A 15,087-nucleotide genomic window follows, 5' to 3' on the forward strand; every position below is an offset into this window, starting at 1 on the left:
GGAAGATCTCCGCACACTGTTCGCAGAACTTTCGCCGGATAAGTGGAACGTACTGTGCCCATCTCGTTAAGTGGTTCCCCTTGACGCCGATGGTGGGTGAAGCGTTGGCTTTTCAGTCACATGGGTCGCACTGCTGTACCCACGTCCCGAATCGCACCTGAAGTGAGCCCTCACATGCGCCGTATCGCCATCACCATGGCTGCCACCTCGATGTCCCTCGTGCTGGCCGGCTGCGGCGTGCTCGGCGCGACGGAGAGCAGCGACGAGGCGAGCCCGACCAAGGGCAACGACATCACCGTGGGGCTGCTGCTGCCGGAGAAGGCGAACACGCGCTACGAGCAGTTCGACTACCCCTTCTTCAAGGCCAAGGTCGGCGAGCTCACGAACGACGCGGGCAACGTCAAGTACGCCAACGCCGAGGCGAGCGCGTCGAAGCAGGCCGAGCAGATGCAGCAGATGATCGACGACAAGGTCGACGTGATCGTGCTGGACGCGGTCGACTCGCAGTCCATCGGGGACGGCGTGCAGAAGGCCAAGGACGCCGGCATCCCGGTCATCGCCTACGACCGGCTGGCCGAGGGCCCGATCGACGCGTACATCTCCTTCGACAACGAGCTGGTCGGCGAGGTGCAGGGCCGCTCCCTGCTCGACGCGCTCGGTGGCGCGGACAGCTCCGACAAGGTCGTCATGATGAACGGCTCGCCCACCGACCCGAACGCCAAGCAGTTCAAGGCCGGCGCGATGTCCGAGCTGAACGGCAAGGTGACGATCGCCCAGTCCTTCGACACCAAGGACTGGAAGCCGGAGAACGCCGAGGCGAACATGACCGAGGCGATCGAGAAGATCGGCAAGAACAACATCGCGGGCGTCTACTCCGCCAACGACGGCATGGCGGGCGGCATCATCAAGGCCCTGGAGGACGCGGGCGTCACCGACCTGCCGCCGATCACCGGCCAGGACGCGGAACTCGCCGCGGTGCAGCGGATCGTCACCGGCGAGCAGTACATGAGCGTCTACAAGTCCTACCCGCAGGAGGCCGAGAACGCCGCGGAGATGGCCGTGGCACGGGTCCAGGGCCGGGACATCCAGTTCGACGCACTCGCCCGCGACAAGGTCGACAGCCCCACCCACAAGGGCATCCCCGCCCAGCTCGTCCCCGTCGTCGCCCTCACCCAGGGCAACATCGACGAGACGGTCATCGCGGACGGCTTCTACAAGGTCAGCGACATCTGCACGGCGAAGTACGCGGACGCTTGCGCGGAGATCGGCCTGAAGTAGGCAGTCCACCCCCCCGGCAGGGCGGGGGGCGCGTTCACACCCCCCAACGGGTGGATTCTCCGTTCGATCGTCCCCGAGCAGTCTGGGAGCCACAGGAAACGCACGGCTCTCCGCGGTGCGTTTCCCTCCCTGCCGCCTGTCGCGGCACGGGTACTCCGTCAGACGAGGGGACACACTTCAGTGAACGTCAGAATCGCTCGACGGCTCGGGGTCGGGGCCATCGCCGCCCTGGCCCTGAGCACGGCGACGCCCGCCTTCGCGTACGAGATCGGCCCGCACTCCTACAGCGGCGAACTCCGGTTCTGGACCGAGGGCAACCGGTCCATCATGAACATCAAGGACACGGGTTCCAGCCACTGGGTGAAGGCGGAGTACTACCGTGTGGCCCACTCGGGCACCAAGCTGACCCTGTGGAACAAGAACGGCCCGAACGGTCCTTCCGACAACGACGGGAACAGGGGCACCGTCGAGAGCGGTAGGCACTCCGAGATCTACAAGGCCCGCGGCACGGTGGCCCGCAACAACCTGCCCGACTGGCACACCAGTTGGCACTCGGGCTGACGCAGTCCCGCCCACGCAGCCCGACCACTGCCTGACCGAGGGGCCGACCCGGCCCCTCGGTCAGGCATGCGTTGTCAGCGACGTACACATCGAGTGATCCCCCCGACCAAGGGAGCTCCGCGTGACCTCAACCCCCCGTCCCCCTGTTCTGCGGCTGAGCGAGGTGGTCTACGGCGTGTCCGGCCGGAGTCTGCTCGCCGGTGCCGATCTCACCGTGCCGCCGGGTAGTTCCGTCTCCGTGATGGGGCCGTCCGGGAGCGGGAAGTCGACCCTGCTGATGTGCGTCATGGGGCTGATTCGCCCGCAGTCGGGTCGTGTGGAGGTCGTGGGGCAGGACGTGACCCGGCTGTCCGCGCGGGCCCTCGCCGCGCACCGGCGGCGGCACGTGGGCATGGTCTTCCAGTTCGGCGAGCTGCTGCCCGAACTCACGCCGGTGGAGAACGTGATGATCGCGAGCCTGCTCGCCGGGGAGGCGGTGGCCGAAGCCCGCTCCCGCGCCGAGTCCCTGCTCACCCGCCTCGGTGTGCCCGGGGCCGCGGACACGCGTGACCTGTCGGGCGGCGAGAGGCAGCGCGTCGCGGTGGGCCGCGCCCTGGTCAACACCCCCGAACTGCTGCTGGCCGACGAACCGACCGGAGCCTTGGACGGAGAGCAACGGGAGTCCGTGGCCGACCTGTTGTTCAGTACCCCGCGCGAACACGGGTGTGCGTTGGTGGTGGTGACGCACGACCCCCTGGTGGCGGGCCGTGCCGATGTGCGGCTGCACCTGCACGAGGGGCGTCTGGTCCAGGCGCAGGACGCACGGTGAACGGCGGTGCCCTGCGGGGGCAGTTGCTGCGCATGGGGCGAGCCGCGTCCGGGGCGGCCGAAGCGGGCCGCATCCGGTACTTCGCGCTGTTCGCGGCCACCACCGTGGCCGTCCTCACCGTCTGCGGATTCCTGCTCGCGGTGTCCTCCTTCGACGGCCGGACCGAGCGCAGTCAGGCCCGTTGGCCGCAAGTCGCCGACACCGGCTCCGCCGCTCTGCTGTGGCGGGCGACGCTGGCGAGCGCCGGCGACCGCCAGTACGACGTGGTCTACATCGAGCCCCTGAACCCGCAGGCACCCCTGCCCCCCGGCCTGAACAGCTGGCCGGAGCCCGGACAGGCCGTGCTCTCCCCGGCCCTGAAGGCGCTCGGGCCCCAGGTCCGCCGCGAGTACGGCCGGAGCGTGGGCACCATCGCCCCGGACGGCCTGGAGTCGCCGAGCGAGTACTTCGCGTACGTACGGCCGACGGAGGAGCGACTGGACCCCGGGAACATGACCAGGGCCTCGGGATTCGGTGTCTCCTGGACACCGTCGCTCGGTGAGCACATGTACAACTTCGGGCCGAAGGAGTTCCACTGGGCCTATCTCGCGATGGTGGGCCTTCCCGCCGGCCTGTTCGTCGTGATCGCCGCCCGGGTCGGCGCCGCGGCCCGGGACCGGCGGGCCGCGGTCCTGACCGCGCTGGGCGCCTCCGCCACCGCCCGGGCCTGGTTCACCGTGGGCGAGGCGTTCCTTCCCGTGGCGCTCGGGGCGTCGGCCGCGGCCGTGGCGGTCGCCCCCGTACTCCTCACCGACGTGCCACTGCCCGTCGTCGACTTCGTGCTGTACGAACCGGACGCGCGCGCCGCGCTCCCCGGTCTGGTGGGCGCCCTGCTGGGCGTACCGCTCGCGGTTCTGGCCGCGGTGGTACTGCTCCAGCCGCGCCACCGGCCAGGTGGCTCGACCCGGCCCGTGGCCGCCGGACGGCGTCGCGAGTGGATGCTGTGGCTGTTCCCCGTGGCTCTCTTCGGCACGGTCCGGGGCACCGGGCTGGCTCCGTACGACCTGCGCCTGCCGGTCCTGGCGGCCGGGAGTGTGATCACCATCGCCCTGCTGCCCGGAGTGGCCGGCGCGGTGGTGGCGGCGACCGGACCCTCACTGGCCCGGTTGGGCGCCGCGCGCGGGCGGGTGGGCATGCTGGTCGCGGGCCGGCGGCTGGCGGTGGGCGCGCGCCCGGTGGCCCGGCTGGTGGCCGCGGTGGTGGTCGCGATCGGACTGGCCGCGCAGGGCCAGATCGCGATCAGCCTGTTCACGGACATGAGCGACCGGGTCCACGCCGTGGAGGACCACCTCGGCACCAGCGTCCTGCGGGTGTCGACCACCTTGTCCACGACCACCGCAGACGTGGCCTCCTTCGAACGGGACCTGGGGACGGGGGTGCATGCCCTGGCCATGACGAGGGATTCCCGGTCGGGGCGGATCGATCTCGTCGCGGACTGCCCGGTGTGGCGGGACCTGGGAGTCACGTGTCCGGCCGCGGCCCCTGTCGAATTGCGAACCCGGCACGCCGGTCTGGCCCTTGCGGCCGAGCTGGAGCGGTCCGTCGGGGCAGACCTCCACGCCCGTACGGGTGACGTGTCCAAGACCGTGCGTACGTCCGACGAAGCGGCCCTGGTGGTCCTGGCCCGGGACGAACGGCAGTTGTCGCTGTCACGGGTGCACCAGGCCGCCAACGCGCACGTGGCGATGGCGACGGACGTCCAGGTGTTCGCGATGGCGGGCACCTTCGGCGGCAGCGGCGAGGGCATCGCGGCCCAGCGGTGGCTCGAGCTGCTCTCCGTGGCGGGCGTGTTGGTGATCGTGGTCGTGGCGGGGATCGGCTCGGTGGCCCAGTTCGTCCGGACCGGCCGCGAACTGGGGCCGGTCTCGGTACTGAGCGGCAACGGCCGCGTCTACTACGCCGTCTCCGTCTGGTCCCTCCTGGCGCCGACCGCCTTCGCGGTGTGCGCGGCCGTCGCCGTGACGTGGTACGTGACCACACCGCTGATGGCCGACTCCGCCGACCGGCTGTCCGCGCTGTCGGCGGTGGGCGCGGCCGGTCTGGCGTGCGCCGCGGTGATGGCGTGGTGGGGCGCCCGAACGGCCTCCGCCGCGGGACTGGTGTGGCGCCCGCGCAACGACTGAGGCGAGGCGTCTCGCGGCGGTGGGCCGGGGCTGCGTCTGCTCGGAAACCGGCGGCGGCCCACCCCGACGGGGGGAGGCACAAAGGGGGGCACAAGGTCGTCCACCCCCCGGGGTGCCTCACGGCCTCGCGACGAACGAGCCTTGTCCCAGAACGGTGTAGAGCCGTCCTTCCGCCCGCAGAGCGGCCACGGCCTTCTGTGCCGTGCTCGGTGCCACGTCCAGCTCGGCAGCCAGTTCGTTCACCGCCGGGAAGCGCGTAGCGGGCGGGTACTGGCCCGCGTCGAGCCTTCGCCGCAGCTCATCTGCGACCTGAGGCCATACGGGCACCGAGCGATCAAGATCCATGAGATCGAGGCGGGGCACAGCCATCAGCCACCGAGGAGCTGACGACATGAGCCACACCGGCATCGTCCGCCTACTGCCTTGGAAAGGATCCGGAGGCAAGCCCGCGTACCTGATCACCGAAGCCACGGCCGGCCCGCTCTCCCTTCTGGCTGACAGAGTCGAGAAGGAGCAGATCGAGTCGGCAGCCGCCGTGGTGGAACTGGCGCGTCCAGTGGTCGAGGACACACCGGGTCTCACAGTGGATGAACTCCGCTGGATCATCCGCCGCCTCGTGGAGAGTCTGACGGACGTTCTCAACGTCGCCGAGAGCCGGGGGCGGCGCCTCCCGCCGTACGACGGCTGACCTTGCCACCGCCGTGCCCCGCGCCGCTCGCGCCCGGGGAACGCGCGCCGCGCGAGCGGTCGTCACGGTGCCTGCGGGCCCGCGCAGCCGACGAAGTTCCTCGCCTGCGTGCTCGTAGTCGGCTCTTCGGGCATCTGTGCCTGCCACACGACCCGGGAGGCCTGGACGCGGTTGTCGACACCGAGCTTGGCGTAGACCCCGCGGATGTGGTCCTTCACAGTGTGCGCACTGATCCCCAGTGCCTCGGCCATGTCGGGATTCGAGGCGCCGTCTGCCAGTAACCGGGCGATCTCCCGCTCACGGGCGCTGAGCTTCTTCAGCATCCCCCGCGCGGCGACCACCGCGTCCGCCATGCGGCCGGGCCGGACGTACTGATCGACGAGGAACCGGGCGGCAACCGGTCCGAGGGCGACGGTGCCTTCGGCGGCTGCCCTGACCGCCCACGGCAGGTGCCGTACGGAGCTGCCGCGCAGCAGAATCCCGCGCGCTCCGTGGCGGAGCAGCATGCGTGTGCCGTATTCCGACAAGGAGTCGACCAGTACGACGTGTGCGGGAGCGGAGGCCGGGGCGTCAGTCGCCCCCGATGAAGCCGGCTTCGGTCGCCGGAGAGCGTCGAGCGCCTCGTCCGCACTGCGGTGAATGCTGATCAGGACGTCCGGACGGGACGTCCTGATCAGAGGGGACGCCGGGTCCGAGTTCTCGCAGACGATCCGGATCCTGGTGTCCTCCTCCAGCACACGTCTGACCCCGGCTCGTTCCAGCGGCTCCCGGCCGAGTACGCCTACGCGTATCACGATCTCTGTCCTCCCCCATGCGCACCCCCACGCGCCGTCCGGGCCCTTGGCCTTGCCCACGCGACGGCAAGGCGGCCTCAGTACGGCAGACGGAGCCGGTCATGCTCCGCCGTCACCCAGCATGCACGCTGCGTACAACCCCGCGACACCTTCAGCTTGTTGCAATGAGCGGAACCGGGGGGCGTGCGTAAAGGGTCATTACGGCGCATACTCACCTGCGGTGGGGGAGGAGCCGTGTTGCGGAGCCGGTCCCGGCCGCGCATAGTTGCGCTGCGGAGGAGCCGGAACCGGGGGTGGGATGGGCGATGGCCGGGCACGGGGCTCAGGAGCATCCGCACGGTGCCGACCGGCTGTGCGCGGCCGGGGACCGTGTGTACTCCCGGGCCGTACGGCGCGGCCGGGTGCCGCGCCAGGACGCCGAACCGGTCCCCTGCCTCCTGGAACTGGCCCTGCTGCACCCCGACCCCGACGACATGGACTGGCTGGTGCCGACCTCTCCGCAGGAGGTCATGACGCGGCTGCTGCGCGGGGTCCACGACGAGGTCAGCGCGAGTCAGCGGCGGGTGGGCTCGGCGGTGGAGGCCTTCGAGTGGTACGCGGGGCTCGGCCGGCTCATCCACTCCTCCGCCGGGACGGAGAGTTCGGCGATCCGGGTCCTCGACGGGCTGGCCCGTATCCAGGCCGCCATGGACGAGGCCACGCAGGCGTGCACGACGGAGGTCCTGACCGTGCAGCCCGGCGGCATCCGGCGTGAGGCGGAGCTCTCCGAGGGGCTTCACCGGGCGCTGGCGCTGCGCGGGCGCGGGGTGCGGATGCGGGACCTGTACACGCACGTCGCCCGGCACGGCCAGGGCCTGCTCAACTACCTCGAGTTGATGGGCGACGCCGTGGAGGCCCGCACGCTGGACGAGGTCATCGACCGTCTCATCCTCTTCGACCGCACGGTCGCCTTCATCCCGGCCAACACCGACCGCACCATGGCCCTGGAACTGCGCCACCCCGCGATCGTCGCCTACCTCGTCACGGTCTTCGAACGCCTCTGGCGCCTCGCGATCCCGCTCTCCGCCGCCCTCCCCGACACCGGCATCGAGGGCATCTCGCACCGCGAGCAGTCCATCGCGGCGCTGCTGGCGGAGGGCCACCAGGACGCGGTGATCGCGGAACGGCTGGGCATAAGCGTCCGCACGGCCCGCGCGCACATCGCCCGCCTCTCGGAGACCCTGGGCGCGGCGAGCCGTACCCAGCTGGGCGTCCGCATAGCCCAGGCGGGCCTGGACGGCACCTCACAGGGCGTGCCGGCCCCCGTCATCCTTCCCGGTCAAGAATCCCCGACTGCCCGATGAGATACCCGAGCTGAGCCCGGCTCTCGCTGCCGAGCGTGGCGGCGAGTTTGGCGATGTGGACGCGGGCGGTACGGACGTTCATGCCGAGGCGCTCCGCGATGTCGGCGTCGGTGTGGCCCTCGACGAGGAGGGCGGCTATGGCGTGTTGGCGGGGGGTGACGCCGTCCGAGGACTGACGCTCGACGGTCTCGGGGTGCATGGGCGTCGCAAGGCGCCAGAGCCGGTCGAACGTCGTGATGAAGTGGGATAGCAGGGCCGGGTGCCGCACTTCCAGGGCCAGCGAGCGATCGGCACTGGCGGGGATGAAGGCGACCGTGCGGTCCACGACGATGAGGCGTTCGGTGATCTCGTCGAGAGTCCGGGCCTCCACGTCGCCGGTCAGTTTCTCGTAGCGCGCGAGGACGTAGGGGGCATTGCGAACGGTGTGCTGGTAGAGGGCGCGGACGCGGCCTCCGCGGTCGAGGAACGCCTGGTCCCGCTCCATGGCGGCTTCGTGGTGGTGGAAGGGCGGCCTGACGAGACCGTCGTGCGGCTGGACCGTGAGGACCTGCTCAGAGGCGACGACCATCGATCTGCTGATGGCCTCCCCGATGCGTTCCTTGCCGCTGAGCACCTTCAGGGTTGGGGTGTCTTCGGCGGTCCGAGGACGGGTGTCGGACTCTATGAGCTTGCTGAAGGTCTCGATCAGATGTGTCTCGCTGCGCCTCTTGTCGGCGATGTGTTCGCCGGAGGCGCGCAGCAGCCCGTGCAACGCGGCCACCGGAGATACGGGTTCGAGTCTGTCGTGGTCATCGAGTGACAGGTGTAGGAGCCCGAAGTCGACGAGGCAGGGTGCGGCTTCAGCAGCGGCGGGCGATACGTGTCCTCGCTGCAGCGCCTGGCGATACAGATCCAGTCCTGTGGCGCACAGTTGCTCTGGTCCGTGTGTCGAGTGCGAGAGCGTCACCGAGCGACGTCTACCGTCTTGAGGATGCCCGACTCGGCGATCAGGTAGCCGAGTTGAGCCCGGCTCTCGCTGCCGAGGGTGGCGGCGAGTTTGGCGATGTGGACGCGGGCGGTACGGACGTTCATGCCGAGGCGCTCCGCGATGTCGGCGTCGGTGTGGCCCTCGACGAGGAGGGCGGCTATGGCGTGTTGGCGGGGGGTGATGCCGTTGAGGGTTGGTTCGTGGACCGCCAGTGGGTGCATGGGGGTGGCCAGGTGCCAGAGGCGGTCGAAGGTGTTGACGAAATAGTCGATGAGGGCCGGATGGCGGACTGCGAGGGCGAGTGAGCGGTCGGCGCTGGCGGGGATGAAGGCGACGGTGCGGTCCACAATGATGAGGCGTTCGGTGATTTCGTCGAGGGTGCGGGCTTCGACGTCGCCGGTCAGGTGGTCATATCGAGCACGGGTGTAAGGGGAGTGCCTGACGGTGTGCTGGTAGAGAGCACGGATTCGTCCGCCGCGGTCGAGGAACGCCTGGTCCCGTGTCACCGCGGCGTCGTGGACTTCAGGACGTCTCGTGAGGTGTGGACGGTAGGGCTGAATCGTGAGTGCCTCGGTCCTCGCCGTGGCCATGGCCTCGGCGATGGCCTGGCTGGTTCGATCCTTGCTACTGATGACATTGAGTGTGGAGGCGGCCGGGTCCGCCAGGGCGGGCGGGACGAGGCTCATGAAAGGCGCGAAAGCATCGGCTATGTGCTGTCCGCGCCGGCGCTCGTCGGCGATGCGCTCGTCCGATGTGCGCAGCAGCCGCTGCAAGGCCACGATCGGAGCGACCGGCTCGAGACGTTCGAGGTAGTCGACGGCAAAGTGCAGGAGGCCGAAGTCGATCAGACAGGGCGCGGCTTCGACGGCCGGGGCAGCTACGTGACCCTCTCGTAGCGCTCTGTGGTACAACTCCAGTCCCGTAGCGCACAGTTCTTCCGGTCCGTGTGCCAGGTGTGAGTTCCTCACTGAGCGACGACTCCCTTCCTGAGGATCCCGGACTCCGCGATCAGGTACCCGAGCTGAGCCCGGCTCTCGCTGCCGAGGGTGGCGGCGAGTTTGGCGATGTGGACGCGGGCGGTACGGACGTTCATGCCGAGGCGCTCTGCGATGTCGGCGTCGGTGTGGCCCTCGACGAGGAGGGACGCGATGGTGCGTTGGCGGGGCGTGATGCCGCCCAGAGAGGGGCGTTGCGCAGCCTGGGGATGCATGGGCGTGGCGAGCCGCCACAGGCGCTCGAAGGTGGTCACGAAGTACGAGATGAGGGCGGGGTGGCGGACCTCCAGGGCCAGCGTGGCTTCTCCGTCGGCGGGGATGAAGGCGATCTTGCGGTCGACGACGATGAGCCGGTCCGTCACCTCGTCCAGGGAGCGTGCCTCGGCGTCTCCGCGCAACTGCTCGTAACGGGCCCTGACCATCGGCAGGTGACGCTGTGTGTGCTGGTAGAGCGTGCGGATGCGGGCGCCGCGGTCGAGCATGTCCTGGTCCCGGCGCATGGACAGGGTCTGGGCCACTTCCCCGCGCCGGTCGCCGTAGTGGGCGTTGGGCTGTATGCACAGCAGCTCGCTCGTCGCGTCGGACATGACCTCGCTGATGGCCTGGTTGATCTGCGGGACTCCGTTGAGGACCCGAACGGCCCCGGCGTCCCCTCCCGCCGTGCGGCGGCCGTCGACCAGCATGAGTGGTTCGAACGTCGCGGCCAGCCGGGCTTCCCGCCGCCGCTCCGCGGCGACACGCTGTGCCGAGGAGTCCAGCATCCGGTGCAGTGCGACAGCCGGGGCGACCGGTTCGAGCCAGTCGAGGTTGCCCACCGTAGGTTGCAGCAGTCCGTAGCCCGTGAGGCAGGGCACCGCCAGAGCCTCCCGGGCGGGCACGCGGCCTTCACGCAGAGCTTGTGTGTAGAGGTCCGTCCCCGCCGCGCAGAGTTCCTCCGGACCGTGGTCGAGGTGCGGCTCGATCGGGCGCTCCCCCCTCGGGTCACGCGCCTCCCCGGTCACGGGCCGGCCTCATTCGCGAGTCCATGCTGGTCCTGTTCCAGGATCCCCGACTGGGCTATCAAATAGCCGAGTTGAGCGCGGCTCCCGCTTCCCAGCGCCAGGGCCAGTTTGGCGATGTGGGCACGGCAGGTACGGACGTTCATGCCCAGGCGGCGGGCGATGGCCTCGTCGACGTGGCCTTCGACCAGCAGCTTGGCTATGGAGTGCTGGATGTCGGTGATGCCGTCGGGGGCGGTCTCGTACGGTGCGCCGGCCGTGAGTGGCACCGCGCGGCCCCAGATGAACTCGAACACCTTGATCAGGTAGCGGACGAGACCCGGGTGCCGGATCTCCAGGGCGACCTGGCGGTCGTCCCGGATGGGGATGAAGGCCACGGTCTCGTCGCAGATGATGAGCCGCTCGACGAGTTCGTCGATGGTGCGGTACTCGGCCTTCCCGTTCGGGAACTGGTCCACGTAGGCCAGGCGTTCGGGGCTGTACCGCGCCGTGTGCTGGTAGAGCGTGCGGATCCGCACACCCCGCTCGATGAGAGTCCGGTCGCGTTCCAGCGCCTCGATGAGACGGCGTTCGGGGTGCCGAGCGCTCGGCTGGACCGTGAGCATTTCGATCAGGCACTGGTCCGTGGCCAGATCGAGGGCGGCGTTGATGCGGTCGAGTCCCTCCAGCACGGTGATCGAGTGGGTCGGCGCCGCGCCCTGCGCGCTGAGCGCCATGAAGGGCTCGAAGGCCGCGGCCAGCTCGATCGACGTCCGCCTCCGCTCGGATATCTCGTGCTCGATCGGATTCAGCCGCCGTGCGAGGGCGACCGCGGGTGCCACGGGAAGGAGCCAGTTGGCATCGTCGGGGTCGGGGTGGAGCAGGGCGAACTCCATCAGGCAGGGGACGGGCTCCGCCTCGGCGCGTGCGATACGTCCAGTGCGCAGCGCGTTCGCGTACAGGCGCGCCCCCTCCTCACACAGTTCAGTAACTGCATGGGGATGTGTCGCTTTGGCCTGATTTGTTGTCAAATCTCCACCCCCCAGGGTCCTGAACGTGCAGGAACATGATGCACCGATTGTGTGGCCATGACGTGCCTGAATGAGCCATCGTCTTATCCGACGGGGGAAGAGGGGACCTTCAAGTGAGGACGAAGCCGACTATGTCTAAGAGAATGCTTCGCTCGGTGCTTGTCGCCGCCTTCTCCGCCGTTGTGGCCTTCGGAACACTGAGTGGCCTCTCTGTGGCGAAGGGTGACGCCCGAGCGGACAGCGCCTGGTCTGTGGAAGCGGTAGCCGCCTCCCCGGCCGGAGAAGCTCTCACTGACGACAGTGCGTGGTCCTGACATGACGACGCCACCCGACGACCGCTCCTTCCGCCGAGAAATGGCCACCGCCTACCGCTCCGGCTGGCACTTCATCGACCTGGTCACCGCGATCCCCCACCCCGGTGACTCCCTGATGGTGACCGTCTTCGGCGAGCCGGTCGTCGTCACGTTGGACGAGGACGGTGACGTGCGGGCGTACCGGTGTCTGCGGCGGCCTCGGGGGGCGCCGCAGCCAGTGCGCTGCGCCATCCGATACGGAATGATCTTTGTGAACCTGGACCAGCGGGACCACCGGCTCGCGCCGCCGGAGGTCTCCGACATCAGGACCATCTCGGCCACCCCCCGCAGTGCCTGACGCGATTCCCCCGTCGTAACAAATCGCTCAGGTGCTTCCCCCCGGCAGCGGCGTCACCGTGACCTGAACACGGTGACGCCGCTGTCGTTATGTGGGCACACCTCCCGCCGCACTCCTTGAGTGAAATAGACTCAACTTTGTGTACGTTATTTGAGTCAGCACTGGGAGACATGGAGACACGGAGGAGAGCCAGAACGTGGACGCCGAGCTGACCAACCGGAGCCGGGACGCCATCAACGCGGCCAGCAGCAGGGCCGTGACCGAGGGAAACGCCGACCTCACCCCCGCCCACCTGCTGCTGGCTCTGCTCCAGGGGCAGGACAACGAGAACATCACCGACCTGCTCGCCGCCGTCGAGGCCGACCTGGCCGCCGTACGGAGCGGCGCCGAACGCATCGTCGGCGGGCTGCCCAGCGTGACCGGGTCCACGGTCGCACCGCCGCAACCCAGCCGTGAGATGCTCGCCGTGGTCGCCGACGCCCAGGCACGCGCCAAGGAACTCGGGGACGAGTACCTCTCCACCGAGCACCTGCTCCTCGGCATCGCCGCGAAGGGCGGCGCGACCGGTGAGGTACTGGAGGGGCAGGGTGCCAGTGCGAAGAAGTTGCAGGAGGCCTTCCGCAAGGCGAGGGGTGGACGCCGCGTGACCACCGCCGACCCCGAGGGCCAGTACAAGGCGCTGGAGAAGTTCGGCACCGACCTCACCGCGTCCGCCCGGGAGGGCAGGCTCGACCCCGTCATCGGGCGGGACCAGGAGATCCGCCGCGTCGTGCAGGTGCTCAGCCGGCGTACCAAGAACAACCCCGTCCTCATCGGTGAGCCGGGCGTCGGCAAGACCGCCGTCGTGGAAGGGCTCGCCCAGCGGATCGTCAAGGGGGACGTGCCCGAGTCGCTGAAGGAGAAGCGGCTGGTGGCGCTGGACCTGGGCGCCATGGTGGCCGGCGCCAAGTACCGGGGTGAGTTCGAGGAGCGGCTGAAGACCGTGCTCGCCGAGATCAAGGACTCCGACGGGCAGATCATCACCTTTATTGATGAGTTGCACACCGTCGTGGGGGCGGGGGCCGGCGGGGATTCCGCCATGGACGCCGGGAACATGCTCAAGCCCATGCTCGCGCGTGGTGAGCTGCGCATGGTGGGTGCGACCACGCTGGACGAGTACCGGGAGCGGATCGAGAAGGATCCCGCGCTGGAGCGCAGGTTCCAGCAGGTGCTCGTAGCCGAGCCGACCGTCGAGGACTCCATCGCCATCCTGCGCGGGCTCAAGGGGCGCTACGAGGCGCACCACAAGGTGCAGATCGCCGATAGTGCGCTGGTGGCCGCGGCGAGCCTGTCCGACCGGTACATCACCTCCCGGTTCCTGCCCGACAAGGCCATCGACCTCGTCGACGAGGCCGCCTCCCGGCTGCGCATGGAGATCGACTCCTCGCCCGTCGAGATCGACGAACTCCAGCGCGCCGTCGACCGGCTGAAGATGGAGGAGCTGGCGATCGGGAAAGAGACCGACGCCGCCTCGCTGGAGCGCCTGGAGCGGCTGCGTCGCGACCTCGCCGACAAGGAGGAGGAGCTGCGCGGCCTCAACGCCCGCTGGGAGAAGGAGAAGCAGTCCCTCAACCGGGTCGGCGAGCTGAAGGAGAAGCTCGACGAGCTGCGCGGGCAGGCGGAACGGGCCCAGCGCGACGGTGACTTCGACACCGCCAGCAAGCTGCTGTACGGCGAGATCCCGACCCTGGAGCGCGACCTGGAGGCCGCCTCCGAGGCCGAGGAGGAGGTTGCCAAGGACACCATGGTCAAGGAGGAGGTCGGCGCCGACGACATCGCCGACGTCGTGGCCTCCTGGACCGGCATCCCGGCCGGCCGCCTGCTGGAGGGCGAGACGCAGAAGCTGCTGCGGATGGAGGACGAGCTGGGCAAGCGGCTCATCGGGCAGGGGCAGGCCGTACGGGCCGTGTCCGACGCCGTGCGCCGCAGCCGGGCCGGGATCGCCGACCCGGACCGGCCGACCGGGTCGTTCCTCTTCCTCGGCCCCACCGGCGTCGGCAAGACCGAACTGGCCAAGGCACTCGCCGACTTCCTCTTCGACGACGAGCGGGCCATGGTCCGCATCGACATGAGCGAGTACAGCGAGAAGCACAGCGTCGCCCGGCTCGTGGGCGCGCCGCCCGGCTACGTCGGGTACGAGGAGGGCGGCCAGCTGACGGAGGCGGTGCGGCGGCGGCCGTACACCGTCGTGCTCCTTGACGAGGTGGAGAAGGCGCATCCCGAGGTCTTCGACATCCTGCTCCAGGTGCTCGACGACGGGCGCCTCACCGACGGACAGGGCCGCACCGTCGACTTCCGCAACACCATCCTGGTCCTCACCTCCAACCTGGGCAGCCAGTACCTGGTCGACCCGACCACCGGCGAGGCGGAGAAGAAGCAGCAGGTGCTGGAGGTCGTCCGGACCTCGTTCAAGCCGGAGTTCCTCAACCGGCTCGACGACCTCGTGGTCTTCTCGGCGCTGAGCCAGGAGGAGCTGGGCCGGATCGCGCGGCTCCAGATCGAGGGCCTGTCCCGGCGCCTCGCCGAGCGCCGGCTCACCCTGGAGGTCACCGACGAGGCCCTGGCCTGGCTGGCGGAGGAGGGCAACGACCCGGCGTACGGCGCCCGCCCGCTGCGCCGCCTCGTCCAGACCGCGATCGGCGACCGGCTGGCCCGGGAGATCCTGTCCGGCGAGATCAAGGACGGCGACGCCGTCCGTGTGGACCGGTTCGGCGAGGGCCTGATCGTGGGACCCGCGGCGGAGGGCAAGACGCTCTGAACACCGCCCGGCCCGTCACCCCGCGTGGGTGGCGG

Annotated in this window: 14 protein-coding genes; 8 read left to right on the forward strand and 6 right to left on the reverse strand. The window is 69.6% G+C overall.

What is annotated here, in order from left to right:
* The first annotated feature begins 195 nt into the window (after window positions 1-195).
* The 4 genes from ACFC1X_RS18770 (at window position 196) to ACFC1X_RS18785 (ending at window position 4,809) form a co-directional block, all read left to right on the forward strand.
* Window positions 196-1,278, forward strand: coding sequence for a sugar ABC transporter substrate-binding protein (locus ACFC1X_RS18770; RefSeq protein ID WP_376355171.1), 1,083 nt, complete (start codon window positions 196-198; stop codon window positions 1,276-1,278).
* Window positions 1,279-1,458: 180 nt separating this feature from the next.
* A complete protein-coding gene (locus ACFC1X_RS18775; RefSeq protein WP_376355008.1) occupies window positions 1,459-1,839 on the forward strand; it encodes a hypothetical protein in 381 nt (126 codons plus the stop codon).
* 121 nt (window positions 1,840-1,960) lie between these two features.
* Entirely contained in the window at window positions 1,961-2,647 is a 687-nt protein-coding gene (locus tag ACFC1X_RS18780; protein WP_376355010.1) for an ABC transporter ATP-binding protein, read from the forward strand.
* Window positions 2,644-4,809 (forward strand): hypothetical protein, encoded by a 2,166-nt coding sequence (locus tag ACFC1X_RS18785; RefSeq protein ID WP_376355012.1) that lies wholly within the window; start codon window positions 2,644-2,646, stop codon window positions 4,807-4,809. Before ACFC1X_RS18780 ends, ACFC1X_RS18785 begins: the two co-directional genes overlap by 4 nt.
* A 117-nt stretch (window positions 4,810-4,926) precedes the next feature.
* On the opposite strand, the gene ACFC1X_RS18790 is transcribed toward ACFC1X_RS18785, so the two are convergent.
* Window positions 4,927-5,154 (reverse strand): GntR family transcriptional regulator, encoded by a 228-nt coding sequence (locus ACFC1X_RS18790; protein ID WP_376355014.1) that lies wholly within the window; start codon window positions 5,152-5,154, stop codon window positions 4,927-4,929.
* 46 nt (window positions 5,155-5,200) lie between these two features.
* Between ACFC1X_RS18790 and ACFC1X_RS18795 the strand changes: the two genes are divergently transcribed.
* Window positions 5,201-5,497: a hypothetical protein gene (locus ACFC1X_RS18795; RefSeq protein ID WP_376355016.1), complete on the forward strand. Its 297-nt coding sequence runs from the start codon at window positions 5,201-5,203 to the stop codon at window positions 5,495-5,497.
* A gap of 62 nt (window positions 5,498-5,559) precedes the next feature.
* Here the strand turns inward: ACFC1X_RS18795 and ACFC1X_RS18800 are convergent, their stop codons facing one another.
* Complete coding sequence (locus ACFC1X_RS18800; RefSeq protein WP_376355018.1) at window positions 5,560-6,003, reverse strand: response regulator transcription factor; 444 nt, start codon at window positions 6,001-6,003, stop codon at window positions 5,560-5,562.
* Window positions 6,004-6,596: 593 nt separating this feature from the next.
* Here ACFC1X_RS18800 and ACFC1X_RS18805 point away from each other — a divergent pair.
* Window positions 6,597-7,634, forward strand: a complete 1,038-nt coding sequence (locus ACFC1X_RS18805) for a LuxR C-terminal-related transcriptional regulator (protein ID WP_376355173.1) — start codon at window positions 6,597-6,599, stop codon at window positions 7,632-7,634.
* On the opposite strand, the gene ACFC1X_RS18810 is transcribed toward ACFC1X_RS18805, so the two are convergent.
* From ACFC1X_RS18810 to ACFC1X_RS18825, 4 genes are read right to left on the reverse strand one after another with little or no spacing between them, the layout of a single operon-like run.
* The gene (locus ACFC1X_RS18810) at window positions 7,597-8,580 is read right to left on the reverse strand and encodes a LuxR C-terminal-related transcriptional regulator (RefSeq protein WP_376355020.1); all 984 of its coding nucleotides are present in this window, start codon (window positions 8,578-8,580) and stop codon (window positions 7,597-7,599) included. The genes ACFC1X_RS18805 and ACFC1X_RS18810 overlap by 38 nt on opposite strands.
* Complete coding sequence (locus tag ACFC1X_RS18815) at window positions 8,577-9,569, reverse strand: LuxR C-terminal-related transcriptional regulator (protein WP_376355021.1); 993 nt, start codon at window positions 9,567-9,569, stop codon at window positions 8,577-8,579. The genes ACFC1X_RS18810 and ACFC1X_RS18815 overlap by 4 nt, the downstream gene beginning before the upstream one ends.
* Complete coding sequence (locus ACFC1X_RS18820; RefSeq protein WP_376355023.1) at window positions 9,566-10,597, reverse strand: LuxR C-terminal-related transcriptional regulator; 1,032 nt, start codon at window positions 10,595-10,597, stop codon at window positions 9,566-9,568. Before ACFC1X_RS18820 ends, ACFC1X_RS18815 begins: the two co-directional genes overlap by 4 nt.
* Window positions 10,594-11,604, reverse strand: coding sequence for a helix-turn-helix transcriptional regulator (locus tag ACFC1X_RS18825; RefSeq protein ID WP_376355025.1), 1,011 nt, complete (start codon window positions 11,602-11,604; stop codon window positions 10,594-10,596). The genes ACFC1X_RS18820 and ACFC1X_RS18825 overlap by 4 nt, the downstream gene beginning before the upstream one ends.
* Before the next feature lie 315 nt (window positions 11,605-11,919).
* Between ACFC1X_RS18825 and ACFC1X_RS18830 the strand changes: the two genes are divergently transcribed.
* Both ACFC1X_RS18830 and clpB read left to right on the forward strand, forming a co-directional pair.
* Window positions 11,920-12,255, forward strand: a complete 336-nt coding sequence (locus ACFC1X_RS18830) for a hypothetical protein (protein ID WP_125494939.1) — start codon at window positions 11,920-11,922, stop codon at window positions 12,253-12,255.
* A gap of 196 nt (window positions 12,256-12,451) precedes the next feature.
* Entirely contained in the window at window positions 12,452-15,052 is a 2,601-nt protein-coding gene (clpB, locus tag ACFC1X_RS18835; RefSeq protein WP_376355027.1) for an ATP-dependent chaperone ClpB, read from the forward strand.
* Window positions 15,053-15,087: the final 35 nt, after the last annotated feature.

The organism is Streptomyces sp. NPDC056128, assembly GCF_042263835.1.
Taxonomy (GTDB): domain Bacteria; phylum Actinomycetota; class Actinomycetes; order Streptomycetales; family Streptomycetaceae; genus Streptomyces.

Coding starts and splice junctions, on each gene's coding strand:
- ACFC1X_RS18770 (WP_376355171.1), top strand. CDS start 196: ATGGCTGCCACCTCGATGTCCCTCGTGCTGGCCGGCTGCGGCGTGCTC.
- ACFC1X_RS18790 (WP_376355014.1), bottom strand. CDS start 5,154: ATGGATCTTGATCGCTCGGTGCCCGTATGGCCTCAGGTCGCAGATGAG.
- ACFC1X_RS18795 (WP_376355016.1), top strand. CDS start 5,201: ATGAGCCACACCGGCATCGTCCGCCTACTGCCTTGGAAAGGATCCGGA.
- ACFC1X_RS18800 (WP_376355018.1), bottom strand. CDS start 6,003: ATGCTGCTCCGCCACGGAGCGCGCGGGATTCTGCTGCGCGGCAGCTCC.
- ACFC1X_RS18805 (WP_376355173.1), top strand. CDS start 6,597: ATGGCCGGGCACGGGGCTCAGGAGCATCCGCACGGTGCCGACCGGCTG.
- ACFC1X_RS18830 (WP_125494939.1), top strand. CDS start 11,920: ATGACGACGCCACCCGACGACCGCTCCTTCCGCCGAGAAATGGCCACC.